25 protein-coding genes are annotated in these 26,549 nt (G+C 41.0%); 4 read left to right on the top strand and 21 right to left on the bottom strand.

Translation table 11 applies throughout. The annotated features are described in order from the left end of the window. Positions 1-26 precede the first annotated feature (26 nt). The 4 genes from Q7674_RS16825 to Q7674_RS16840 all read right to left on the bottom strand — a co-directional run bounded on the left by Q7674_RS16825 (position 27) and on the right by Q7674_RS16840 (position 5,383). On the bottom strand, positions 27-1,442 hold the full coding sequence (locus tag Q7674_RS16825) for an SLC13 family permease (protein ID WP_045065397.1): 1,416 nt from the start codon (positions 1,440-1,442) through the stop codon (positions 27-29). A gap of 327 nt (positions 1,443-1,769) precedes the next feature. Next, positions 1,770-3,206 carry an MATE family efflux transporter gene (locus Q7674_RS16830; RefSeq protein ID WP_305424149.1) on the bottom strand — a complete coding sequence of 479 codons (1,437 nt, stop codon included), beginning with the start codon at positions 3,204-3,206 and terminating at the stop codon, positions 1,770-1,772. Positions 3,207-3,410: 204 nt separating this feature from the next. Beyond that, positions 3,411-3,827: a CBS domain-containing protein gene (locus Q7674_RS16835; RefSeq protein WP_045065399.1), complete on the bottom strand. Its 417-nt coding sequence runs from the start codon at positions 3,825-3,827 to the stop codon at positions 3,411-3,413. 239 nt (positions 3,828-4,066) lie between these two features. Beyond that, positions 4,067-5,383: a DUF945 family protein gene (locus tag Q7674_RS16840; protein WP_305422901.1), complete on the bottom strand. Its 1,317-nt coding sequence runs from the start codon at positions 5,381-5,383 to the stop codon at positions 4,067-4,069. A 214-nt stretch (positions 5,384-5,597) separates the two neighbouring features. On the opposite strand from Q7674_RS16840, the gene Q7674_RS16845 reads away from it, so the two are divergent. Continuing rightward, on the top strand, positions 5,598-6,590 hold the full coding sequence (locus Q7674_RS16845) for a 2-hydroxyacid dehydrogenase (RefSeq protein WP_305422903.1): 993 nt from the start codon (positions 5,598-5,600) through the stop codon (positions 6,588-6,590). Positions 6,591-6,670: 80 nt separating this feature from the next. On the opposite strand, the gene dsdC is transcribed toward Q7674_RS16845, so the two are convergent. Together dsdC and Q7674_RS16855 are read right to left on the bottom strand one after the other, a co-directional pair. Then, a complete protein-coding gene (gene dsdC, locus Q7674_RS16850) occupies positions 6,671-7,591 on the bottom strand; it encodes a DNA-binding transcriptional regulator DsdC (RefSeq protein WP_045065404.1) in 921 nt (306 codons plus the stop codon). A gap of 89 nt (positions 7,592-7,680) precedes the next feature. Beyond that, on the bottom strand, positions 7,681-8,280 hold the full coding sequence (locus Q7674_RS16855; protein WP_008987474.1) for a TfoX/Sxy family DNA transformation protein: 600 nt from the start codon (positions 8,278-8,280) through the stop codon (positions 7,681-7,683). 307 nt (positions 8,281-8,587) lie between these two features. On the opposite strand from Q7674_RS16855, the gene Q7674_RS16860 reads away from it, so the two are divergent. The 3 genes from Q7674_RS16860 to Q7674_RS16870 all read left to right on the top strand — a co-directional run bounded on the left by Q7674_RS16860 (position 8,588) and on the right by Q7674_RS16870 (position 11,322). Continuing rightward, positions 8,588-9,175 carry an LON peptidase substrate-binding domain-containing protein gene (locus Q7674_RS16860; protein WP_045065405.1) on the top strand — a complete coding sequence of 196 codons (588 nt, stop codon included), beginning with the start codon at positions 8,588-8,590 and terminating at the stop codon, positions 9,173-9,175. A gap of 123 nt (positions 9,176-9,298) precedes the next feature. Next, positions 9,299-10,222: an HDOD domain-containing protein gene (locus Q7674_RS16865; protein ID WP_023931716.1), complete on the top strand. Its 924-nt coding sequence runs from the start codon at positions 9,299-9,301 to the stop codon at positions 10,220-10,222. A 200-nt stretch (positions 10,223-10,422) separates the two neighbouring features. Beyond that, positions 10,423-11,322 carry a LysO family transporter gene (locus Q7674_RS16870; RefSeq protein WP_045065407.1) on the top strand — a complete coding sequence of 300 codons (900 nt, stop codon included), beginning with the start codon at positions 10,423-10,425 and terminating at the stop codon, positions 11,320-11,322. A gap of 59 nt (positions 11,323-11,381) precedes the next feature. On the opposite strand, the gene Q7674_RS16875 is transcribed toward Q7674_RS16870, so the two are convergent. From Q7674_RS16875 to rpmF, 15 genes are all read right to left on the bottom strand, one after another. Next, the gene (locus Q7674_RS16875) at positions 11,382-11,810 is read right to left on the bottom strand and encodes an RDD family protein (protein ID WP_230625706.1); all 429 of its coding nucleotides are present in this window, start codon (positions 11,808-11,810) and stop codon (positions 11,382-11,384) included. Positions 11,811-11,858: 48 nt separating this feature from the next. Next, positions 11,859-13,475, bottom strand: a complete 1,617-nt coding sequence (locus tag Q7674_RS16880) for a PTS transporter subunit EIIC (RefSeq protein ID WP_045065409.1) — start codon at positions 13,473-13,475, stop codon at positions 11,859-11,861. Positions 13,476-14,266: 791 nt separating this feature from the next. Next, positions 14,267-15,772 carry a PTS transporter subunit EIIC gene (locus Q7674_RS16885; protein ID WP_305422906.1) on the bottom strand — a complete coding sequence of 502 codons (1,506 nt, stop codon included), beginning with the start codon at positions 15,770-15,772 and terminating at the stop codon, positions 14,267-14,269. A 703-nt stretch (positions 15,773-16,475) separates the two neighbouring features. Further along, entirely contained in the window at positions 16,476-17,252 is a 777-nt protein-coding gene (locus tag Q7674_RS16890) for a TatD family hydrolase (protein ID WP_045065412.1), read from the bottom strand. A gap of 66 nt (positions 17,253-17,318) precedes the next feature. Continuing rightward, positions 17,319-18,281 carry a DNA polymerase III subunit delta' gene (gene holB, locus Q7674_RS16895; protein ID WP_045065414.1) on the bottom strand — a complete coding sequence of 321 codons (963 nt, stop codon included), beginning with the start codon at positions 18,279-18,281 and terminating at the stop codon, positions 17,319-17,321. A gap of 1 nt (position 18,282) precedes the next feature. Further along, positions 18,283-18,912, bottom strand: a complete 630-nt coding sequence (gene tmk / locus Q7674_RS16900; protein WP_045065416.1) for a dTMP kinase — start codon at positions 18,910-18,912, stop codon at positions 18,283-18,285. Further along, positions 18,909-19,928, bottom strand: a complete 1,020-nt coding sequence (gene mltG, locus Q7674_RS16905) for an endolytic transglycosylase MltG (RefSeq protein ID WP_045065418.1) — start codon at positions 19,926-19,928, stop codon at positions 18,909-18,911. Before mltG ends, tmk begins: the two co-directional genes overlap by 4 nt. Continuing rightward, a complete protein-coding gene (pabC, locus tag Q7674_RS16910; protein WP_045065420.1) occupies positions 19,922-20,731 on the bottom strand; it encodes an aminodeoxychorismate lyase in 810 nt (269 codons plus the stop codon). Before pabC ends, mltG begins: the two co-directional genes overlap by 7 nt. 111 nt (positions 20,732-20,842) lie before the next feature. Next, the gene (gene fabF / locus Q7674_RS16915) at positions 20,843-22,081 is read right to left on the bottom strand and encodes a beta-ketoacyl-ACP synthase II (RefSeq protein ID WP_305422909.1); all 1,239 of its coding nucleotides are present in this window, start codon (positions 22,079-22,081) and stop codon (positions 20,843-20,845) included. Between the two features lie 84 nt (positions 22,082-22,165). Continuing rightward, the gene (acpP, locus tag Q7674_RS16920) at positions 22,166-22,399 is read right to left on the bottom strand and encodes an acyl carrier protein (RefSeq protein ID WP_004406112.1); all 234 of its coding nucleotides are present in this window, start codon (positions 22,397-22,399) and stop codon (positions 22,166-22,168) included. A gap of 157 nt (positions 22,400-22,556) precedes the next feature. Then, positions 22,557-23,291 carry a 3-oxoacyl-ACP reductase FabG gene (gene fabG / locus Q7674_RS16925; protein WP_045065422.1) on the bottom strand — a complete coding sequence of 245 codons (735 nt, stop codon included), beginning with the start codon at positions 23,289-23,291 and terminating at the stop codon, positions 22,557-22,559. Positions 23,292-23,317: 26 nt separating this feature from the next. Further along, positions 23,318-24,247 (bottom strand): ACP S-malonyltransferase, encoded by a 930-nt coding sequence (gene fabD, locus Q7674_RS16930; protein ID WP_045065423.1) that lies wholly within the window; start codon positions 24,245-24,247, stop codon positions 23,318-23,320. A 130-nt stretch (positions 24,248-24,377) separates the two neighbouring features. Next, positions 24,378-25,334 carry a beta-ketoacyl-ACP synthase III gene (locus tag Q7674_RS16935; protein WP_008987489.1) on the bottom strand — a complete coding sequence of 319 codons (957 nt, stop codon included), beginning with the start codon at positions 25,332-25,334 and terminating at the stop codon, positions 24,378-24,380. A gap of 5 nt (positions 25,335-25,339) precedes the next feature. Continuing rightward, the gene (gene plsX / locus Q7674_RS16940) at positions 25,340-26,365 is read right to left on the bottom strand and encodes a phosphate acyltransferase PlsX (protein WP_305422910.1); all 1,026 of its coding nucleotides are present in this window, start codon (positions 26,363-26,365) and stop codon (positions 25,340-25,342) included. A gap of 9 nt (positions 26,366-26,374) precedes the next feature. Further along, positions 26,375-26,545, bottom strand: coding sequence for a 50S ribosomal protein L32 (gene rpmF, locus Q7674_RS16945; RefSeq protein WP_005368719.1), 171 nt, complete (start codon positions 26,543-26,545; stop codon positions 26,375-26,377). Between the last annotated feature and the right edge of the window lie 4 nt (positions 26,546-26,549).

Consider the following 26,549-nt stretch of genomic DNA (forward strand, 5'->3'; position numbering starts at 1 on the left):
CTTATGGTTAAGCAAATACTGAATCATTAAATATGATCAATTAAGTGCAAGACCCAAATCATAGCAAAGCTTAATACAACACCTATCACCCCAATGATCACCCCGACTCTCGCCATTTGGTTACTTTCAACATGGCCTGTTGCGTGTGCCAACGCATTGGGTGGGGTACTGATTGGTAATGACATACCTAGAGAGGCGGCAAAGGTAACAACCAAGATCAAAGTGATCTCTCCACCTAACGGCGTAAGAGAAGTCATAGATGTACCCAATGCTGCCATGATAGGCATCAACAAGTTCGCAGTTGCGGTGTGTGACATAAAGTTTGCCATCACTAAACACAGTGTCGCAGCACCGATTAATACTATATATGGCGAGAAGCTATCAAACGGAATACTGTTGACCACCAGCTTAGCTAAGCCTGTTTTATCTAACGCTAAACCTAATGCAATACCACCCGATACGAGCCACAACACATCCCAAGATATCTTCTTTAAATCTTCTTTATTGATGATCCCTGTCAGCGAGAAAATCGCCACCGGAATAAGTGCCACAGTGTATGAGTTCATACCATGAGTAGAGCCCATTAACCAAAGCAGGATCGTTAATGCAAAGGTGACGTATACCGTGATGGCTTTTGGTGTTTTTAAGAATTTACCTTGAATGGTTAGCTCGATTTTTTCTTGTTTAGCAGGGTAAAACGCATTGATAAGCAGCCATGCAAACACCAACAATACCGCCACAAATGGCACACCAAAGAACATCCATTCACCAAAGGTGATCATGTTCTCTGCTGACAAGTATTTAAGTGCAATTGCATTCGGTGGCGTACCAATTGGGGTGCCGATACCACCAATGTTCGCAGCCACTGGAATACATAATGCAAAAGCAATTTTACCGGGATCTTTCGCACCAAACAGCGCAATCACAGGTGCGAGAATGGATAGCATCATAGCTGTGGTTGCCGTGTTCGACATGAACATTGAGAAAATCGCGGTGATCAGCATTAAACCAAACATTACGTATTTCGGTTGATGACCAAAAGGCTTAAGTAACACTCGCGCTAAGTTGACATCTAAACGGTATTTGGTTGCCGCCATGGCAAGGAAGAAACCACCTAAGAACAGCATGATGATTGGGCTGGCAAAGGTTGCCATGATTGCACTGTAATCAAGCAGTTCACCAAAATGGGGTTGCCCGTGATCCATTCTAAACAGATACAAGCCTTTATTTGAAAGCAGTAACAATTCTAAAACGATGATCACAACAGAAGTCGCATAGATTGGAATTGGCTCTAATACCCAACACAAGGCCGCCAATAAAAAGATCGCAATAACACGTTGCTGAATAACTGTAAGTCCCTCAACCGGAAAAAACGAAGCCGGTAAAAGCAGGACAATTAATGGCAGCAAAATAGGTATGATGTAACGAAGACTTTGACGCATATAGCATTATTCCCTTAACAATAACTACGCCATCACCTTTTGATTCCAAACGTAAAAGATGAAGTAAGTGGCAAAATCACCAGATTGAATAAATGGGCACCAAATGAGACTTTCCCATCATAGTCAACACTGTGATTAAAAGCGTAATTATTGTGTAATGCTGATAGGCGAATTTCACCGCGTTAGATCAATAAAGCGGTGAAATTTAAGTTTTTTTGCAAAGTTTGCGGGCATTAAATTCGGCTTTTTCTGCCAATAAATGAAACGCCATAATTGAAAAATTTCGGTTCAATCACAGTTATCGATTTACTGTGATTGAACGCTACTTTATGACTTTTTTGTTTCACTCTTTTCACTGTCTATTTCTGTCTCGCTATTTATCACCTCTTCCAATACCCCATCAGTACCCATATAGGTACGAGAAGAACAAAATGGCGTAATAGGAACAGCAGGCTCTAAACTCTCGTTATCTTCAATATCTTGATGCTCATGAGCCACGCCCATTTTCTTCACTTGTTGAATAATTAAAGTGAAACCTAAAATACCAAACACAACCGAGCCAACAGCCTGACCGATAAGTACACCACTGGCACCCGCTAAATGACCACCAATAAGCACAAACGGAATCGTACCAATCGTCGCTTTACCCATATTTAATGCTGTTGACCATGTAGGACGGTTCAAATTATTAAACGCAGCATTTGCCACAAACAGTGCGCCATTAAAGATAAAGGTCACGGCAATAAAGGTACAAAATACCCCAACAATTTCAGCAGCATCACAGGTTAAGCTAAATATTGAAATGAGGTAGCCTTGTCCTGCCCATAGCGCCAGCGACACTACTACACAGTAGGCGGCGGTAAAGATCATCGCATCGCGTAAGATTAACTGAATACGATCCCAACGCTCAGCACCAAAGTTCTGCCCGATAATTGGGCCAACAGCGCCTGATAGCGAGAAAACCAAAGCAAAACAGACAGGCATAATTCGACCAATGACTGCGTAACCTGCAACAAAATTCTCACCAAACTGGGCAATATTACTGGTCACCACCGCATTACCAATCGGAGTTGCGGTGTTAGTTAAGATCGCTGGAAAGGCGATTTTAGCGACAGTCGGAATAGCTTGTTTGAATCCTGTAAAATCAGGTTTTGCTAATAGCTGATGTTTATAAATCACCGCATAAAGCGAAAATAGCATCACGGCTAAACGCGCAAATACAGAAGCTATTGCTGCACCTTGGATCCCCATTGAAAAACCAAAGATAAATAAAGGATCCAGCACAGCATTAACAGCGCCACCAATTAAGGTCGCAATCATTGAACGTCTTGCATCCCCCACACCACGCAATGCTGCACCTGCCGCCATGGAAACAGCAATCAGTGGTGCGCTAGGTAATAAAATCGTTAGGTATTGGCTGGCAGCCTCTGCCACATGCCCTTTTGCGCCAATAAGATCGAGTAACAACGGCAATTGCCATAGCATCAAAGAAACCATTACAACACTTATCAATACCGCAAACAACATGACATTAGTTGCCATACTTTTAGCATGTTCACGATCATTTCGACCAAGCGCACGGGACACTAATGCGCCAGCTGCGATAGATGTACCAATGGAAATGGATGTTGAAAAGAAAACCAGAGTACCCGCAAAACCAATTGCAGCGGCAAGTTCAACTTCACCTAATAAACTGATGAAGAACATATCAAGTAAATCGACCAGAAACAGTGCCATTAAGCCAATTGCGCCTGTACCCGACATCACCACGATATGTTTCATCGGTGATCCAGTCACAAACTTGGCTTGATGGGTAGACGCTGTTTCTTGTTCAGAATGCTGTTTCAATATAGACCTCTTTCTCACAAACTATCACTGATCTTTATTATTTTAATGACGCGACCAATGACGAAAAAAGGCGCTAATAAGCGCCTTCATTAACTTTACTGGGTTGTTAATGATAAACAATCATAAGGGATGTTTAAAGCTATCCCCAATTTGGTTACTAATGGCTGTGAGGACGTCTCGACGCGTGATCACGCCTTGAAGTTGCCCGTTATCTACAACAGGATAAATTTTCGGCTTTTGCCCTGTCATGATTTGGGCTAATTCAATAATTGAATCTTCCCCGGTCACGGTGAGTACATTGCTATGCATACAATCTTTCACAGTATGAGAGTCTTGGCAGTGGTAACCGACATGTAACAGCCTGTGAAGCATATCTTGCTCAGAAATAAACCCAACCACCTGTTTGAATTCATTGACCACAGGTCCGCCAATTTGTTTTGCTGTTAAAAGCTTGTCGAGCGCAACAGATAATGACATTGATTCGCTAAATGTCACTGGGCGGACATTCATATAATCTTTTACTTTTAATGATTCCATATATCCCCCAAACACCCTTTTGAGTAACGATTGACTGACAAGCTTTATTATTATTTTGGCTAAAAACCTGTCCCATACATACAAGTAAAGTCCATATTCTTTGAAATTACTAAATTAGAATTTGTATTTTTATCAACAAGTAATGTGATCTGACTCAAAAGTAATACATTTGCATACACTCAGATACAAAAAAGCGCCTCTAAACAGAGACGCTTTTCACGATAAAACCTACGTATTGATTAGTGCATCATTAACATAGATAGCATAGCCAATGGGATCTTAAGGCCAGAGCCAAAAACTAACTGTGAGTTTTCAATCTTCACTGTTAACTGGTAACTATCTTGATCTTCAGTGATCATTTTTTGCTTCAACAGGCTTGGAATTTGCTCTGCTAACAACGGTTCATTAGCAACAAAACCTTTTGGCATTGCAATATTCACATTACCCGCTAATTTACCTGGCAATGCCGCTAAGTTTTCTGACGCGCGCGCTAAACCAGGCTGAAGTTCAAGTAACAGTGATGCATTCACTTTACCTTGCTTCGTCATCACGCTGAGATCAGATAAATCAACTGTTGCACCTTTAGCCACCAGCAGATCAAGTGCCAACATGGCTTCTTGCACTTGCTGTTGTTGCTGCTCTTGGTTAGTCACTTCTTCCATTGCTGCTAAACGACTTATCGCTTTGTAGTTTATGTCTTTCAGTGCTAACGCAAAGTTAAAGTCTGTGTATTCATGACCATCAAGCGTCACAATTTTTTTCACTGACACATTATTAATGTTAGTTACTTGCTGAGTTTCTTCTGTTGGCGATTTCTCATCTTTTGGTTGGCTTAGCTCGTTCTTCATCACGACATTCATGCCATCAAGCTCAACGTGATGTTGATTATCAAAAGAAGCAAAGTTCGCTTTACCTAAAGTGAAAGTTTGCTCACCAATCCAGAAATTACCTTGCATGTGACCGTTGCCTTTACCATCAAGATTAGTCACTTGCATGGTCTCACCACTGTCTGTTTTCACATTCAGTGTTGGTAATGAATAGCTGAAATCACCTGCACCTTTGGTATCTGCACTACCTTGAAGTGTGAATGCTTGGCTCTTAACAGAAGCGTCTGCCTGTTGGTAATTAACTGGACTGATAGTCATGGTGAAATCAGTATTGCCCGTTAGCGATGAATCCGTCACTAAAGTGATTGGCTGAACATTCTCACCCCAGATCTCTTTAATAGTAGGCTCAACACTCTTATCAATCTCTAGCTCACTGGTAGATTTAACACCAAGAAAACCATTTTTAATATGATGCTTAACCAGCCATGTTGTTGGTAACCCTTCATTTTCAAACGTCGTTTTTAACGTATCTTTCAGCTCAATACGAGATATGGCATCAGACGATAAGTAACCACGCTCAAAACTTTGATTAGTGATCGTCATATATGGGCTGTGATAGTTCTTAATTGCGCCCATGTATAAGCTTTCACCAATTTGGCCTGTCGCCAATGGTAAACAAAGGATCACTGCAACCGCACCTGCTCCTGCAACAACGTTCTTCAACAACATATTGAATCCTGATTAATAAAATTTAAGTGCAAATGAATTGCCACATCATCAACTTTTTACAGGGCTTACGTCAACTAGAACTCACTGATTAATAAGAAAACAGATCAAGTTTGCAATTTGTCTTTTTGATCCTTTTTTATGTCAATAGTTGAGTTATTTGATATGGTATTGATAAATACAAATAATAATTATGTTTATTAAGGTAGTCAGTCTTATGAAAATCGCACTCTTTAGCGCCAAGAAGTATGACGAAGAGTCCTTCTCTAAAATGAATCAACAATTCGGTCACGATATTACTTACTTTGATTTTCCACTTAATGAACAAACCGCCAAAATGAGTGAAGGTTTTGATGCCGTTTGTGCCTTTGTTAATGATGATCTTAGTGCGCCAACCCTAAGGTGTTTAGCAAAAAAGGGTATTAAAGTCATTGCAATGCGCTGTGCAGGCTTTGACTTAGTCGATTTAGAAGAAGCGAAAAAACTGGGAATGCAGATCGTGCGTGTACCAGCATACTCGCCAGAATCTATTGCAGAACACACACTAGGCTTAATGCTGAGTCTTAATCGTCATATTCACCGCGCATACCAGCGTACTCGTGATGCTAACTTCTCCCTTGATGGTTTAACTGGTTATAACTTCCACGGAAGAACAGTCGGTGTTATTGGTACCAGTAAAATTGGTTTAGCTACGATCCGAGTTCTTAAAGGCTTTGGTATGAATATCTTAGCCTTTGACCCATACCCAAACCCTGCAGCGGTTGAATTAGGGGTTACTTACGCAAGCCTTGATGAGATTTACAAGGTAGCAGATGTGATCACATTGCACTGCCCTATGTCAGAAGAAAACTATCATATGCTTGATAAAGCGGCTTTCGACAAAATGAAAGATGGTGTCATGATCATTAATACCAGCCGTGGTGGACTAATCAATTCAAGCGATGCTATTGAAGCGTTGAAATCTCGTCGTATCGGCGCGCTAGGTGTAGACGTTTACGAGAACGAAAAAGATTTATTCTTCCAAGACAAGTCTAATGATGTGATCCAAGATGATGTCTTCCGCCGCTTATCATCTTGTCATAACGTACTATTTACTGGTCACCAAGCATTCTTAACTGAAGAAGCCCTTGGCAATATTGCAGAAACCACATTGCAAAATTTATCTGATTTTGAGCAAGATAAAAAATCAGATAACGAAGTATTAAACTAAGCTTATAATGCAAAAAAGTCGCTAACATTAACCTGTTAGCGACTGTTTATTACTCAGCTACAGACTGACTTTGTAACGCTTTAATTTGAATATTCAGCATTAATTTCGCTAAATAACCAGTCTCGAAATGCTTTAATTTTTGGCGTGTTCTGCATGTTATGTCGACACACAACATAGTAGCTAAACGGTGAGCTGGTCATCATATCAAACGGTATTACTAATCGTTGTTGGGCAAGTTTTTCTGCAATGAAAGATTGTCTTCCCATTGCCACTCCCATTCCACACTCTGCCGCTTGCAACGCAAGATCTGAACGATCAAAAGTACATTCAGATTCTGGCAATTGAATACCGTATTGCTCTGCCCATAATTGCCACTCATCATTACGTCCAGCTCTCGCCCACGGTGCTGCATCATGTAATAGTAAACAACTCATTAAGCTTTCGGGATGATCATATAAGTTATGCGCTACTGCATAATCATGACTACATACTGGCTGCATGGATTCATCCATCAACTTGCAAGTATGTAATCCTTGATATTCACCTTTGCCAAAGTAAATCGCACAATCAAAACTTTCCGTTTGAAAATCCACCAAATCGTTTCGTGTTCGTAAATGAATACGTAGTGCAGGGTAAAGATCGATAAAGGATTTTAAGCGTGGTAACAGCCAGGTTTGAGCAAAAGTGGGAGGAACAGAAATATTAATATCACCGCTTAATTCAACATTTTTTAGGTCGCGAATTTCATGGGCAATATCACCAAAATTAGCCGCTAACACTTGCTTTAATCGCACACCTTCATCAGTCAGGAGCAACTTACGAGGCTGACGAATAAAGAGCTGTACACCTAGAGCTTCTTCAAGGTTTTTGATTTTATGGCTTACTGCACTTTGTGTTAAAAATAAAACTTCAGCAGCACGGGTGAAGCTCATTTGCTCAGCTGCAATAAGGAAGCAATGTAAACCAGAGAGGACTGAACCAGACAGGTTAGAGAGTTGCATAATACCGCCACATAAAAAATCGTGTAGCAAGCATAACAAGAAAATGAACGGGGCTCAGCACTAAAATGCTATACCCCGACATTTATCAATTAATTAGCGACGCAGTGGTATTGCTCTAGTAGATTTTCTTTAAAATCATCGGTTAATAATTGCCAATGACAACCTTCTACCGCACCAGCAAAAATCCATAACAGCTTACGATCGAGCTCTTGTCCGTTATGTTCACACACTTTTCGGTAAACATTTAACGCACCTAACTCCAGAAAAGCAGCAACATCCAACACACCTGCTTTTTTCACCATACGCTCTAACGTCAATCTCATATTCGGTAAATCACGTAGACGCTTATTCGCACCAGACTGCTTATACGCTTTATCCTTACATGAGAACTCAATTGATTTAGCAACCAATTCACTACACGTTTGTGGATCTTTTTCAAAAAGCTCTCTTATCTCGTAGTAGTTCACGGTTGCAGTTTTACTTTTTTTAATATGTTTAAACTTTGAGCATCCTAACTTTACTAATTGTGGATCCAATTTTTCGCCGCCACGGATATACATAGACGCTGGGGTCACAATGGCAAACATTGCCCCATCAATAAACACACCCGTACCACCAAACATGGATCGCTTTTCTTGTTCTCCGAATTTATTTAAATAGTTTAAGTAATCGTCCTTAAGTGATGTCACAACTAATTCTCCATAACTCGGTGATAATCAATTATTCCAAACACGTCAAATAACCTAGCCAAACAATAGATTACATTGTCAATTATTCGACGGAGCAATTGTATGCTTTTACATACAATGGATTAAATAACCATCACTCAAATATGAGATTACTCGCATATTTTTTGTCGCAAAATAATGTAATCAAAATAGATTTGCAGCTTTTATCACGCAAGAATCAATAATCGGTTGCATCTCTTATCATCATTATTATCAGCGACGACTATCTTTAAAATATTCAGTCTTATTAATGGTATTCGCTATAGCTATGATGAAAATCCCTCTTCTTCCCCATACCGATCACCTTTTACCCAAAGGACGAGCCAAGCTAACCATCGCTCAAGCCCGTCATATAAGGATGGTAAAGGAAGCCTTATCGTCCAATGAGGGCTTTTTGATGGCGATGATTGATAGCAATCGAGAAGAGAGTGAAATAACTGAAGTTCCTGCGCTGACAACCCGTGTTCAAATTATTGACTTTCATCGTTTAGAAGGGGATTTGCTGGGGATCACCGTTGAGGGCATTGATATTTTAAGGATCGCGAAGATCCATGTGGATTTTGACCATCTTCTTATCGCAGATTGCGCCCCTTATTTTGTTTGGCCGCCGTTCCCTGCTACTTCAGCAAATCAATACTTAGCAGATAAATTAAAGCAGTTACATGCTACCGTTCCTGATCTAGGAGAGCTTTACGCAGAGCCCAAATACAGTGACATGACATGGGTCTGTCAACGCTGGATTGAAGTCCTTCCTATTGATGTGAAATACAAACAATTATTGATCCATCAAGAAAACCCGAAACTGGCTATTCGCTTCCTCATGAAGTTGCTACAAGATAAAAATTTGATTTATTAATGAGATATCAATCCGTAATTTGTTAATTATAAGCAACTCACTTCAAATAAATTACGTGACAAACTACTCGATAACTCGAGAAAACGTTAGAATTTCGAAAATGTCTTATAATATTAGTTTTACATGTCACATTTATCTTTTTTCTGGTTAAAGCATAGCCGTGATCATCAAGTAAAAGCGCTAGAATCTGAGTTTTGTAACTTGGTAAAACAATCTGCGCAACAAAATAAACTTACCCTTCCTCCGATCCCAAATGTTTTAATCAAGCTGCACCAACTTTGTAATAACGATGATACAACGATCCATGATGTTGCCGATTTACTGCTCGACGATCCTGCTTTAACTGCCACCATTATTCGTACCTCTAATACTGTTTTATTCAATCGTCGCAATGTTGTTTGTAATGATTTACTGACTGCCGTTTCTCGTTTAGGTTTACTCCGTGTCCGAGATATTGCAACCGCTCAAACCATTGCTGAATTACGAAAAAGCCAGACAGAAAATATAGAATGTAACCAGCTACTTAACCAAAGTGCGATACGCTCCCGTCTGTTTGCTGGCACCATGGCACTGATTTGCCAAACACTGATTAAGCACAGTGAAAAACCACTTAAGCTTGAACCTGAAAAAGCCCTACTCACTGGTTTATTAGCTGATATTGGTGTCTTTAGTTTGATTTATGAATATCTAAACTATTTAAAAGATGGTAATTACTTAGACATTAATATTGCCAAATTTATCTTCAAAGAAACCTGTACGCAGACAAGTTTGGTGGTACTTAAAGAGTGGGGATTTGATGATGACTATCTTGAAATCGCCTCGAACAAACGTATGGCGTACAGTACACAACAAGACTCACCGACTTATCTAGATATTGCCCGTATGGCTCACCATTTGTTGTTGTTCAAAAATGATGATGAAGCCATTGATGAAAATGACGTCGAGCTGGATTTACTCGGCGCTGAAGTCATGTACGAGCTAACTAATCTCCCTAATGAAGAATTCCACCAGCGAGTTAAAAACATCGCTCGTGAAAGCGGTTTTTAATGCTCTAGCCCATCTATCGTGATGGGCTTTTTATTTACCCACCAGCTTCTCCCTCTATACTCACACTTCGCTGCTGTGTTACATTTCCATTATGTTAAAAATGTAAACAAAGCGCATCAATATCACTGCGTTAGCTTGTTTAGATAAACACATCCACTATCACAGACCATCACACCCGATGATTACATTTAAGGATTGATATGTTTTCAGGGATCTTATTGATTTTTTTGCCACTTATTATTGGCTACCTCATTCCTGTCCATAATAAAAAGCACCTCGACTTTATTAATACTCAAACAAGTCGACTGGTTCTAGTTATTCTAACGCTTATGGGATTAAGTCTTGCGGCACTTGATAATCTTAGTCAAAACCTGAGCCAAATATTGATTTATACCGCTACGTTCTTTATTGCAATTAGCGTGTGTAACTTAGCAGCATTACCCTTTTTAGACCGCTTATGGCCTACCGCAACCGTTGATGGTCATCACCATCTACCCATGAGCAAAATGATGATGGAATCGATTAAGTTAGTCTTTGTTGTTGCGGCAGGATTAATTGTCGGCTTAGTGCTTGATATTGATTTAAGTTGGGTTGATCAAGCCAGTGAAGCGATTTTACTTCTTTTGCTTTTCTTTATAGGGATCCAGCTGCGTAACAGCGGCATGACACTCAAACAAATCGTACTAAACAAAAAAGGCATCATTATTGCGGCAGTGATCATTGTGACTTCGTTTACTGGCGGGATCATTGCTGCGCTGATCCTTGATATTCCAATTACTCATGGTTTAGCCATGGCATCAGGATTTGGTTGGTATTCACTGGCAGGTATTTTGATTGGTGATGGTTTAGGAAGTGTATTTGGTGGTGCCGCTTTTCTTAATGAACTGCTACGTGAAATGCTTGCACTTATGCTGATCCCACTGCTTATTCATCGCTACCCTAATACAGCAATTGGCTATGCAGGGGCAACGGCAATGGACTTTACTCTGCCTGTGATCCAAAACACGGGCGGTGTTCGTTGTGTGCCAATTGCGATTGTCAGTGGTTTTATTCTTAGCTTGCTCGTGCCTGTATTTATTCTGTTTTTCTTATCTCTCTGAACCCGCTTCCCAATAAATACAAATATAAAAAAACCGCAGCTCTTGCTGCGGTTTTCATTTTAACGCTCTACCACATTAGTATGATTTTTCTTGTCATGCCAAGGTGGATTGGTAAACGTAAGGTATTGCACACCAGCGTAGAGGGGGTACAAGCCCAGTGTAGCAATACAAAGATAAATCTTATCAAACTCACGTTTTAAGTAACGTTGCTTAGTGAGTAGCTCATCGTCACTAGATACCACTTTCACGCTTAACAACGCACGTGATAATGACGTACCTAGTAAACGGTAACACAACCAGTGATAACCCATAAAGACACCAATAAATAACGCCATGATGCCAATAATTAACAGTAACAACACTGGTAGCGCCATCGTATCGTTAAGCGATAAGGTGACCCCTGTGCCATTGGTGATATAACCAATCACACCAAGGAAGATATCTTTGGCAATCATTGCAAACATCTGCACGATAGCCATATCAATCATGAATGTACCGACACGCCTATATTTTAACGAAAAGCTACTCATCACTAATTACTTACCTAGTTTCGAGTTAATTTGTGCTTTAAAGCCAGCCGCTTGTGCACCGTAGATAGCTTGGATACCTGTACCACCTACTTTCACTAAGCCTTTCGCACCTAGGTTTTCAGTCCAGTACTTGTTGTCTTTAACCAAGTCACCATCTTTAACTGTGATACGTAGACGTGTAATACATGCATCAACGTCAACGATGTTATCTTTACCACCTAGCGCTTCGATCATCTCATCAACTTGACTGTCGTCAGCACCGCCCGCTTTTGCTTCTTGGTAATCTTTCTTACGAACAACCGCTACAGCACTACCTTTACGACCAGGCGTCTTGATATCGAACTTCACGATAAACCAACGGAACAACAAGAAGTACACAGGACCGTAAATTAGACCTAGTAGTGGGATGTAGTACCAATGGTTCTCAGTACCCGTTAGGCCAGGAAGCATGCCGAATAGTGCGAAGTCAATGAAACCACCACTGAACGTCATACCTACTTTCACGTTTAGTAAGTCCATGATCATGAATGATAGACCTGCTAGTGGCACGTGGATGAAGTAGTAAAGCGGTGCAGATAGGAATAGGAATGTGAACTCGATTGGCTCTGTAATACCTGTTAGGAACGCTGTTAGCGCAACAGAGAACAATAGACCACCTACTTCTTTCTTATTCTCTTTATCAGCTAGTGTGTACATTGCGTATGCAGCAGCTGGTAGACCGAACATCATGAATGGGAATTTACCTGTCATGAAGTTAGTTGAAGAGAACTGAGAGTAATCACCATTAGCTAGAGAGCCAAAGAAGATGTTTTGTGTACCTTTGTAAACTTGACCAGCGATTTCAGCTGTACCACCGATCTCTGTCTGCCATAGTGGAAGATAGAATACGTGGTGTAGACCAACAGGGATAAGCGCACGCTCAATAATACCGAAGATGAATGATGCAATGTAACCGTGACCAGATGCAGTCATTTCACCCAGTGTTGCACCGATAGAACCGAATGCAGCACCGATGTAAGGCCATACGAATACTAGCGCAATACCGTAGAACAATGCAGAGAATGCACTTACGATAGGAACGAAACGCGCGCCACCGAAGAAGCCTAGGAATTCAGGCAGTTTAACGTCATGGTATTTGTTATGCAGAATAACAGTGATACCACCAGCGATCAGACCGCCAAACACACCCATACTTAGCGTATTTTGAATGCCTAGTACGTCTGCTAACACGCCAGCGTAATGGTTACCCATTAACACAACAGTGTTGTTAGTGGTATCTACCATGCCAGCAACAGAAAGCGTTTTCGCAATTGCAACGTTCATTACTAAGTATGAAATTGTTGCTGCTAGTGCTGCTGCACCTTTTTCAGCACGCGCAAAACCAATAGCAATCGCTAATGCGAACATTAATGGTAGGTTTGCAAAAACGATACCGCCCGCTGCGGTCATAACCTGTAAGAAACTATTTAAAAGTGTTCCGTCTTGCAAAATACCAATGTTGTATGCGTCGATCATACTTTGGTTGGTGAAGCTACCACCTAGGCCAAGCATAATACCGGCTGCTGGTAGTAGTGCTATCGGCAGCATTACAGCTTGCGACAGTTTACTAAAGAAGGCTTTCATTACCTTATCTCCTCGATATGGGATCTAAACTTGTATCAAAAAATAACTCAGACTTGATTGGTCTTTTTTAACATTATTTTTACTTCAATAAGCGTAGTAATGAACACTTACGTATACGAGACAAGCTCAAATCACCGAGGCGAATTGATACGTTAGTGAACATTGTGCTCCTGAGTACAATATTGGTTGAAATAACATAGACACTAACGACATACCCCCGTAGTCATAATGTTAGTCTCTATTTTTTGCTATTTCGGCATCAGTATAGGATGCGGCGGCTAATATAACTTGATGAATGTCATATTTACTAATTACATCGATGACTAATATTGCAAAATATAAGCATGATCACAGCCAGTTACATCTGTTAAAAACAAGGAGTTAAAATTTAAGGTGTTGATAATTAAGAAATTAATAATAAATAAAACAATAATGGAACTGCATATTTATTTCACAAAAGCAACAATTGTAACGCTATGTAACATGAAGGATTGTTTTATCAATTTAGAAGGCGTATTAGGCGTGAATAATTAAGAAGAGCGTTTAATGAATAGCTAATATAGTATCATAGTTCTTTCATTGCCAATATTTTATAAATAGTACAAATATCCCCCTATAGATTAACTCAAACACCTATAAGTACTATAAATATCAATTGCTTTAATTAACATATATACCCAGGTAATTTGAAGTGGCTTGGGTATAAAAGAAGGTCGCATTACGCGACCTTCTTAATTTATTGTCTTTTCAACTCAAAGCCATGCTTCAAGCTTGAACCTTGACAATAAGATTTATTTTTTGTTTTCAGCCACTTTTTCTTCTGCCGTACGGTAGTCGAAGAAGAAGATAAGTAGCATAGGTACTGCAAACGCCACTGCAATCGCAATTGCGTATACCCACATAGGGTTAAATACAGGGATGGTTAGCAGTGAAGTAAATGCAAACGCAGTTGTCTTCACACCACCGTATGGTGCACCAAGAATAGCAATCACAAGACCACCCGCTAGACAGCCTGGAAGCATACGAGAGTACACTTTCTTAAAGCGTAGGTGGATACCGTATAGTGATGGCTCAGAGATACCACCGAATAGACCAGCCGCTAGTGCACCTGATGCTGTTTGACGCATTACTGCATTCTTCTCACGTAGTGCAATCAGTAATACACCTGCTGTTGCACCGAAACATGCAAAGTTCCAAACACCCATAGGACCTTGAATGAAGTCATAACCTAATGTCTGAATATTCATTAGCATTAGGGCATTTAGCGGCCAGTGTAGACCTAGTGGTACTAGGAATGGGTATAGTAATGGGATCAGAATCGCAAACACGAATGGTGCGTTAGTATTCAACCATGCTAGACCTGTACCTAGGTAAGTACCAATCCAAACACCTAGAGGACCAATCAAGAACGCAGTTAGCGGTACCATGATAATTAACGACAAGAATGGTACGAATACCATGTGTAGATTATCAGGAATGATTTTCTTTAAGAAACGGTAAACAAGCGCTAACACAGCCACCATGATCAAAGGTACGAATACGTTACCAGAGTAATCATTTAGCTGCATTGGTAAGCCAAAGATATGCGCAACATGGTCAACAGTACCTAATGTTGCATCTTTTACTGATGTCGTTGACGCTAATGTTGATAGCTTGTGGAACTCAGGTGTCATTAATGCACCCATGATCGCAGCACCTAGCCACGGATCCACATTCAGTTTCTTCGATGCGTTATAAGCAACCATGATTGGCAAGAAGTAGAAAACCGCATGCCACATTGAATCAACGAAAATCCAACCCGCTGACTTTTCACCACGGAAATCAACGATATGAAGCGCATCTAGCACTGAAGCCAATGCGATGATCAGTGATGCACCTAGTAAAATACCTAAAATTGGGCGGAATGAATCTGAAAGGTATTCAAAAAAGCTATCAACCCATGCCACTTTGCCACGAATACCTTCTGAGCGCTTAGCAGCTTTAATATCATCAATAGATTTTTCATTATTGGCAGGTGCTGCTGGTGCTTCACCGCCTTCACCTGATTCAATCATTTGCTTTAGCGTGTTATGCATAGATGCAACACCGCCACCCACAACGATTTGGTAACGATCACCACTTTGTGGAATGCTACCCATAACTTCAGGGATGGCATCTAATGCTGCTTTATCAACAATAGATGAATCATTTAATTCAAAACGTAAACGTGTAGCACAGCACGACAAGAACTTAATGTTACTTGCCCCACCAATACCTTTCAGAATTCCTTCTGCTGCAACTTTATTGCCATTCGACATAACTTTTGCCTTTCTATTTAAACCATAACTAATAAGCCAATACGGCTAGTTAATTAAACCTAATTATCATTTTAGCTTGTTGATAAGTATCGAATTATTTATATGCTTATTTACATGAATAAATTCTAGGGAACTCAATGAGTATTAGCACAATATTACCAGCAAGCAATAACAAACTTGATAATAACGATATAGCGACTCGTTAAACTAATTACTGCATTTTACTCATTATAATATCGAATAAAATAAACTCGATTCAGAGTGTGCTCGACAATATACATCAAAGATTAATTTAAAATATAAAACATTGATCACAATAAAATAAACACAGGAAAACATTAAATCATAACCGATTGATAAGAATAAGCTTTTAAGTCAAACCATGACTGAAAACTATTTTTACAATAATGAAAACAAGGTGATTTATATATTTCTCTATTTTTATTATTAAGAAATTTATTTTATTTAAGATACGTTACCAACCAAATAACCATAAAATAAACACTATGCTCATAAATTACACAGCACTGTGAGTGATGTTTATTATCAATAATAACGTCAGAAGATATTCGATAACATTTTTATTAAAAAGTTACATCTGTTACATAAGTAATAATTAAGTATAAATAAGTGGCATTTGATTTTATATTTTAAGTAAAAAAAGAGAAGCCTAAGCTTCTCTCTTGTTTGTTTCATCTGCTAATTAGCGTTGTGCTAATGAAAATAGCGTAAAGAAGTTATTGGTAGTAGCTTCTTCTACTTCTTCAACTGATACACCTTTCAATAACGCAATGTATTGCGCCACTTCACGTGTATAAGCAGGTTGATTTTGCTTACCACGGTATGGAATCGGAGCCAAGAATGGTGAATCGGTTTCAACCAGTAAACGATCAAGAGGTAATTGGCTCACCACATTTTTCAGATCACTTGCTGTATTAAATGTCACAATTCCTGAAATTGAAATGTAGAAGCCTAGCTCAATCGCATCTAACGCCATTTCTAATGATTCGGTAAAACAGTGAAGTACACCGCCACATTTTTCAGCCCCCTCTTCACGTAAGATACGCATAGTATCTTCACGTGCCATACGGGTATGAATGATCAAAGGCTTATTAAGCTCAACGGCTACACGTACTTGCTGGCGGAAAATCTCTTGCTGCAGTTCAGCTGTCTCAGGCTGGTAATGGTAATCCAAACCTGTTTCACCAATCGCAACAACCTTTTCGTGTTGAGCAAATGCCTTGAACTGTTCGTAGTTATAGCCTGACTCAACATCTAATGGGTGAATACCGCAAGATGCAAAAACGTTATCGTAAGGGGCGATCATCTCCATCATTTTTGGAAATGCTGCAAGTGTTACCCCAACAGAAAGAAAGTATTCAACGCCTCTTTCTTTCGCTTTATTAATTACATCATCAATCCCTGTGTGTAACTTTTCATAATCGAGTTTATCGAGATGACAATGTGAATCGACTAACACGGGCCTTCCTCTTTTATTTCAGAATATTGCTTATATAACTATAAATGCTAATGAGTAATATTACGCTTAATCTTGAATAAATCCAGTTAACCACTCAACAACAAGCAATTCAATATTCAACCCAGTATGCTGTTCAAGCTTGCGATACAAGGTATTAATCTTACGTGATTGATCAATTAATAGCGCTGTAGGTACGCTTGATGCCACCTGCTGCACTGATGCAAAGGATTCAACATGAACAAAATGATCGCTCACACCTTGCTGATACTTTATACAATCAACCAAGAAGTAACTCAGCCATTTTAGCGTTACGATACCGTCAGCCGTACACAGTGCCGTCACATCATAGATACCTAAATTGGGCGGCTGAAGAAAATCAGCAAACGCTTTGATCAAATTACCATGACGAATATCCATGCCACTTTCAACAAACGATAATGTGGAAAGTGGCGCACCACTATTAAGGCGGATTGACTCCTGTTTAATAGATTGCATGAGCTTATGTTCAACCCATTGCTTTACATTCACTTCAGCAGGAATAGGTAAACGCCATTTGTTACAACGGCTAACAATGGTTGGTAATAGGCTATCTAAACTTTGGGCGGTTAGAATAAACTGGCAACCTTGCGGTGGCTCTTCCAATGTTTTTAGAATCGCATTCGCACCCGCTTCACCCATGGCATCGGCATGTTCAATTAAAATCACACGTTGACCATTAAGCTGAGATGTTTCCGTTGCCCAGCGGTTACATTGACGTACCGCATCAACACCGATTTGCTTGCCTTCTTGCTCTGGTTTAATCACATGAAAATCAGGGTGGCTACTAGCTTCAAACAATTTACAGCTATGGCACACGCCACAAGGCTCTGTTTCACTGTTTTGGCAAAGCACCGTTTTAGCAAGTTGTCGAGCTAAGACATCACGCCCACTTCCCTTCACGGCTAATAATAAAATAGCGTGGTGTAAGCGACGTTGCTCCAGTAACTGTTGCCAGTTTTGCCATAAAGATTCTTGCCATGGGTACAACATATTATTGTTGCTCCAACCAAGTGTTAAGTGCAGAGCGCAGATCGGTTGTTACTTGTTCTAAGGTTTGGCTTGCATCAATGATGATCACGTTAGGTTGATTTTCAGAAAGCTCAAGAAAACGCGCGCGTGCACGATGGAAGAAATCGATATTCATTTGTTCAATGCGATCTAATGCACCACGACCACGTGCTCGTTGCAGACCTAACTCAGGATCAATATTCATATAGATAGTCAGATCAGGACGAAAATCACCTAATACCGTATCACGTAGATTTTCCATCAAGGCTTTATCAAAACCACGGCCACCACCTTGATACGCTTGTGATGACATATCATGACGATCGCCTACCACCCATTTGCCTTGGTTTAGCGCAGGCTTAATAACATTATCAACAAGCTGAATACGTGCCGCATAAAGAAGTAGTAACTCTGCCATATCTGTTAATGGCTCATCAGGATGCCCTTCTTTAACTAACGCACGCATTTGCTCTGCTAGCGGTGTACCACCCGGCTCACGAGTTGACACAGGATCATTAATGCCATGCTGAGCTAATGTATCCATCACCTGATTAATTGCTGTACTTTTACCAGCCCCTTCTAGGCCTTCGATGACAATAAATTTACCGATCATTGTGCTTGTTTTCTTAATGTTTGCAGGTATGCACGAACCGCGCGGTTGTGCTCAACCAAAGTTGTAGAGAATTTGTGTCCACCTTTACCATTGGCAACAAAGTAGTAATAGTCGCTGGTATCTGGGTTCACTGCCGCAAATACTGATGCCTTACTCGGCATAGCAATCGGCGTTGGTGGTAAACCTTTCATGGTATACGTGTTATACGGTGTTGGCGTTCTTAGATCTTTTTTACGAATATTACCGTCGTACTTATCACCCATACCGTAAATAACAGTTGGATCGGTTTGTAATGGCATGCCTTTACGAAGACGATTCATAAACACAGATGCCACCAAACCACGCTCGGCAGGGACTGCAGTTTCTTTTTCAATGATCGATGCCATGATTAATACTTGATAAGGATCTTTTAACGGCAGATCTTTTTGACGTTGATCCCACGCACTCGCTAGCTCTTTATTCATTGCTGTATAAGCACGTTTTAAAATCGCCAGATCAGTGGTACCAGCAGTGTAATGGTAGGTATTCGGTAGCAAATAACCTTCCACTTTCACATTATCAATACCTAATGCCTTAGCAATTTCAGGCTCTGTCATGCTATCTGTAACATGCTTTAATTCTGGTGCTGCTTGGATCTGCTTTAGCCATTCACTAAAACGTTCACCTTCAACCAAGGTGATCGAATATTGAAACTCTTTACCAGAAGTAATAAGTGCAAGCACCTGTTTCAATGTTTGCTTTGACTCAATACCATAAGTACCAGCTTTAATATCCGTTAAGCTTGGATCGAGTTTACCCACCCAACGTGTCCATGATGATTCAGTGATCACCTTATCTGTAACAAGCTGATTAATTAATCCTCTAAACGATGTCCCTGTTTTAACTGTTAACATTACCTGCTCAGTATTAATTACGGGCTTAACCAGCTCGTTCTTCACTTGGGTATATGCCCAACCAGCAGCACCTGCCGCTAGCGCAGCAAGAATGAAAACAATAAGAATCAACTTCTTTAACACGTATATAGCCTCTTTTGTAATACGTCGAGTAGTAACTGTTCTTGAAAGTGAGTAGTGCTGATGGTGTTCACTGGCACTAGCTCCATTAGCGCATTGGTTATAAAGACTTCATCAGCACAAAGCAAATCAGCTAATGAATAATCACCAAACTCTAACGAATATGGCAACGTTGAAAGCAATTCAATGATGTGTCGACGCATCACGCCTTCAACGCCAGATCCGCTTAAATCCGGCGTATAGACGACATTCCCTTTACGCCAGAATAAATTAGATGCAGTAGTTTCGACCACATGCTGATTCGTATTAAGTACAACAGCATCTAACCACTGATTTTGTTCGACTTCTTGTTTTAAAAGCACCTGCTCTAAGCGATTTAAGTGCTTCATACCAGCAAGCATAGGGCTATAACCTATATGCTGCTGACAAACGCCAAGGGTTATCCCCTCTTGCTGCCATTGCTGATAATGAACAGGCCATGAAAAAGAAGAAAAGATCACTTGAGTATCACAACAACCTACTGGGCTATAACCTCGGCCACCACTCCCTCGGCTAATTAATATCTTAACCCCACCACGTTCAGTGAAAGATTGAGCGAGTTGATTAGCCTTTAGAAATACTTGCTCCCAATCAGGCTCTGTAATACCTAATCGTTTTAGCGTGGTCTGCAAGCGCTCAAGATGAAAAGGCCAAAGCAATAACTTTCCTTGTTTAACGCCTATTGTAGTAAAACAGCCATCGCCATATTGTGTCGCGCGATCGGTGATCGCTAATTGCGGCTGTTGCTGACTGTTAATAAACGTCATAAAACATCCTTTTTCAGATAAAAAACAGCCCGGTATCTATAAAGAAACCGGGCCGCTTATAATATCAGGTTATCAAAGGATTTTCCTGATGGTATTTGTTACGAATGGCGATTAAATCTTCTTAAATAGTAGAGAGCCGTTCGTACCACCGAAACCAAATGAGTTACATAGTGCATACTCTAGGTTTGCTTGACGCGCTTCACCTGGAACGTAGTCAAGATCACAACCTTCACCTGGATTTTCCAAGTTAATTGTTGGCGGAACTACTTGATCTACAAGGCTTAGAATAGTGATGATTGATTCTACAGAACCTGCAGCACCCAATAGGTGACCTGTCATAGATTTAGTAGAAGACACCATTACATTATCAACTGCGCTACCCATAGCACGTTTGATACCTAGTGTTTCAGCAACGTCACCTGCAGGTGTTGATGTACCGTGTGCGTTGATGTAGCCAATTTGGTCAGCATTAATGCCAGCATCACGAATACATGCTTCCATTGCTAGTGCACCGCCTGAACCGTCAGCACTTGGTGAAGTCATGTGGTAAGCGTCACCACTCATACCAAAGCCTACAAGCTCAGCGTAAATTTTAGCACCACGTGCTTTTGCGTGTTCGTACTCTTCTAGCACGATAACACCAGCACCATCACCTAGAACGAAACCGTCGCGATCTTGGTCCCATGGACGAGAAGCCGCTTGAGGATCGTCGTTACGAGTAGATAGTGCTTTTGCTGCTGCGAAACCGCCCATGCCTAATGGCGTTGATGCTTTTTCTGCACCACCAGCAACCATCGCATCTGCATCGCCGTAAGCGATCATACGCGCTGCATGACCAATGTTATGAAGGCCAGTCGTACATGCGGTAGAGATTGCGATATTTGGACCACGTAGACCGTACATGATAGACATGTGTACAGCGATCATATTTACAATTGTTGAAGGAACAAAGAACGGGCTAATTTTGCGCGGACCTTTTTCCATTAAAGCTTGATGGCCAGCTTCAATTAGACCTAAGCCACCAATACCAGAACCGATAGCAACGCCAATGCGTGCTGCGTTTTCTTCAGTAACTTCAATACCAGAATCTTTAAATGCTTGTACGCCAGCAGCGATACCGTATTGGATAAATAAATCCATTTTACGTGCATCTTTTTTAGACATGTAATCTTCACAATTAAAGTCTTTTACCATACCAGCAAACTGAGTCGCGAAACCGCTAACATCAAAATGTTCAATAGTGCTGATACCGCTAGTGCCTGACTGTAAAGCTTTCCAAGAAGATTCAACAGAATTACCAACCGGGGTCAGCATACCCATGCCAGTTACAACTACACGACGCTTCGACACGATTAATTTCTCCGGGAATTGAGGATAAAACAGGTAGTATAAAAAAATCAGGCGGTCATGAAGACCGCCTGGAGGTGTTCGTTATTACTGTGCGCTGTTAACGTAGTCGATTGCAGCTTGAACAGTAGTAATTTTTTCAGCTTCTTCGTCTGGAATCTCTGTATCGAATTCTTCTTCAAGAGCCATTACTAGTTCAACTGTATCTAGTGAGTCTGCACCTAGATCGTCAACGAAAGATGCTTCGTTCTTAACTTCTGCTTCGTCTACGCCTAGTTGCTCAACGATGATTTTTTTTACGCGTTCTTCGATGTTGCTCATACTAATATATTTCCTTAACAAGAATTCGCTAATGCGATTTGCTGTAGTTTATTCATTACGACAAAAGTTGCAACACTCATAGTGCTGGTCAAACCACGATTTTATCATAAAACCCAACCAGTTTGACGTGCGTCATCAAGTATTGCAAATCTTTTGCTTAAATCATGTACATACCGCCGTTAACGTGCAAAGTTTCGCCCGTTACGTAAGCTGCGTCATCAGAGGCTAAAAATGCAACAGCTGCTGCAATTTCACGCGGTTCACCTAGGCGACCAGCAGGTACGTTTGCAAGCGTTGCTGCACGTTGGTCATCGTTAAGTGCTTTAGTCATATCTGTTTCGATAAAACCAGGCGCAACTGCATTCACTGTAATACCACGAGAAGCCACTTCACGTGCCATTGATTTAGTGAAACCTAATAGGCCAGCTTTAGCAGCTGCGTAGTTCGTTTGACCCGCATTACCCATAGTGCCTACCACAGAACCAATGCTGATGATACGACCATTGCGCTTTTTCATCATTGCACGTAGTACTGCTTTAGATAGACGGAAGATCGATGTTAAGTTGGTATCAAGAATATCTTGCCACTCATCGTCTTTCATACGCATCAGTAGATTATCACGTGTGATACCAGCGTTATTCACCAGAATGTCAACATCGCCAAAATCCGCTTTAATTTGCGCAAGAACAGATTCAATTGATTCAGGAGAGGTTACGTTTAACGCAAGGCCTTTACCTTTATCACCAAGATATGCACTGATAGCTTCTGCACCACTTTCAGAGGTTGCAGTACCGATTACCGTTGCGCCACGCTCTGCTAGAATTTCAGCAATAGCACGACCAATACCACGGCTTGCACCTGTAACTAGTGCAACTTTACCTTCCAGGCTCATTATTATTCCTCTTTAAAGCTGAATGATTACTTAGCCATTGCTGCTTCTAATGAAGCAACGTCATTAACTGCAGCACCGCCAAGTGCACGATCAATACGCTTAGTTAGGCCAGTAAGCACTTTACCAGGCCCCATTTCAAGTAACTCTTCGATACCTTCAGCAGCCATACGCTCTACAGATTCAGTCCAACGTACTGGGCTATATAGTTGTTTAACAAGCGCAAGCTTAATCGCTGCTGGATCAGTTTCCGTCGCCACATCTGCGTTATTAATAACAGATACAGATGGTGCGTTAAATTCGATAGATTCTAGTGCTACTGCTAGTTTATCTGCTGCTGGCTTCATCAATGCACAGTGAGATGGCACAGAAACCGGAAGAGGCAATGCACGCTTAGCGCCTGCTTCTTTACATAAAACGTTTGCACGCTCTACAGCTTCTTTATTACCTGCAATAACAACTTGACCTGGTGAGTTGAAGTTCACAGGAGAACAAACTTCACCTTGTGCTGCTTCCTCACATGCTTTCGCAATTGCATCGTTATCAAGGCCGATAATTGCAGACATAGCACCAACACCTGCTGGTACTGCTTCTTGCATAAGTTGACCACGTAGCTCAACCAGTTTAACTGCAGCTTTAAAATCGATAACGCCAGCACATACTAGTGCTGAGTATTCACCTAGGCTGTGACCTGCAAGAACAGTTGGTTGCTCACCACCTTGTTGTTGCCATACACGCCAAATTGCAACAGATGCTGTTAACAATGCAGGTTGAGTGCGTTGAGTTTGGTTTAAATCTTCCGCTGGGCCGTTTTGAACTAGTGCCCAAAGATCGTAACCTAGCGCATCAGATGCCTCAGAGAACGTTTCTTTAACCACATCAAATTGTTCTGCTAACTCAGCTAGCATACCAACGGTTTGAGAGCCCTGACCTGGGAAAACAATCGCGAACTTAGACATTCGAGAATCCTTCTTTATTGACTAGTCATTAGTCGATTAATATGCATTAAAACTAATATATCGCTTACTAGTTTTAATGCACTAAAAAATAGATGCAATTTAGCTATTTGGAAGGTTTTATCTTACTAGATTAAAACTTCACCAATGCTGAACCCCAAGTGAAACCGCCACCAAACGCTTCTAATAATAAAGTTTGGCCTCGTTGAATACGGCCATCACGTACCGCTTCATCTAATGCTGTTGGGACTGTTGCTGCTGACGTATTACCATGACGATCAAGCGTCACTACAACTTGATCCATCGACATTGATAATTTTTTCGCTGTCGCTGAGATAATACGCATATTCGCTTGGTGAGGTACAAGCCAATCTAACTCTGACTTATCCATGTTATTTTCAGCAAGCGTACTTTTTACTAAGTTCGATAACTGTGTTACCGCCACTTTAAATACTTCGTTACCTGCCATGTAAAGCCACTTATTTGGATCAAAGTCTTTACCATGTTCAGGAACAGCAAGGCTTAATAAACCACCAAAATGGCCATCCGCATATAAATGCGTTGAAATAATACCTGGCTCTTCACTTGCGCCAATAACAACAGCACCTGCAGCATCACCAAATAAAATGATGGTTGAGCGATCTTCAGGATCACAGCAATGAGATAATGCATCAGAACCGATCACTAACACATTTTTTGCCATACCTGTTTTAATATGCTGATCTGCAACACTTAACGCGTAAACAAAACCAGTACATGCCGCAGATAAGTCAAATGCAGGACAGCCTTTAATATCTAACATGCCTTGCACTTGGCAAGCTGCTGATGGAAATGTGTGACTTGCACTCGACGTTGCAACGATAATCAGATCGATATCTTCTTTATCAATGCCCGCCATTTCAATTGCTTTTAATGATGCTTGGTAGCCCATTACTGCAACAGTTTCATCTTCAGATGAAATACGGCGCTCACGAATACCTGTTCGTGCTACGATCCACTCATCACTTGTTTCTACCATTTTTTCTAAGTCCGCATTAGAGCGTACTTGTTGCGGCAGGTAGCTGCCTGTTCCTAGAATTTTGCTATACATGAAGACTAATAGTGCCTCTCGAGTAGGACCTCTTCTAAACGGTCACTGATTTTGTTCGGTATCTGTCGTTTAACTTCGTAAACCGCTTCGCTTATCGCGTTGGCAAAAGCGACAGTATCAGCACTTCCATGGCTTTTCACCACAATACCGCGCAATCCTAACAGACTTGCACCGTTATACTGGTCGGGGTTCAACTGTTGTAAACCATCAAATAGCTCACTAAACAGCCATTTAGCAATAATACGTCGAACGGGGTTACGACCAATGGCGTGTTTTATTCGTTCAATAAATAAATTTGCGACCCCTTCACTGGTCTTCAAACTCACATTACCGACGAAACCATCACACACGATCACATCCGCTTTATCGGAATAAAGCTGATGTCCTTCAACGTAACCAACATAATTAATATCAGGAGATTGGATCAACATCTCTGCACAACGTTTGACCAAATCATTACCTTTGATCTCTTCTTCACCAATATTTAGCAAAGCCACACGCGGTTTTTCGCCTAATGATTGTTCCGCCAATACAGATCCCATCACGGCAAATTGGAATAAAGTATCTGAATCACAAGAGACGTTAGCCCCTAGATCAAGCAACCATGTAGGATGTTCACCACGATTAGGAATAGCAGAGATTAATGCAGGTCGTTCAACGCCAGGTAATTGCTTTAACACATAACGAGAAAGTGCCATTAGCGCACCTGTATTACTGGCACTAACACAAGCATCAGCTTGACCACTTGCCACCGCATCTAGAGCCATACGCATGGATGAACCTTTGCTATGACGAAGAGCTTGTGATGGTCGTGTTTCGTTGGCAATGACGCTATCGCAATGCACGATAGATAGCCGAGGATGATTTAGCTTATTGAGGAGAGTTAGTTGTGCTGTGATTGCACTCAGATCACCAAAGAGAATAAGTTTGAGCTCAGGCGAATGCAACAGTGCCTGCACGGCGGCAGGCACTGTTACTTGAGGACCGAAATCCCCGCCCATTGCATCAAGTGCAACGGTAAGACCCATCAAGGTTCAACCTTACTTGTTGATAACCTTGCGGCCACGGTAGAAACCGTCAGCTGTCACGTGGTGACGTAGGTGAGTTTCACCAGATGCTTTATCTACAGAAACTGCTGCTGTAGTTAGCGCATCGTGTGAACGACGCATACCACGTGCTGCACGTGATTTTTTGCTCTTTTGTACGGCCATTAAC

The sequence above is a fragment of the Photobacterium leiognathi genome (assembly GCF_030685535.1).
GTDB classification, from domain to species: Bacteria; Pseudomonadota; Gammaproteobacteria; order Enterobacterales; family Vibrionaceae; genus Photobacterium; species Photobacterium leiognathi.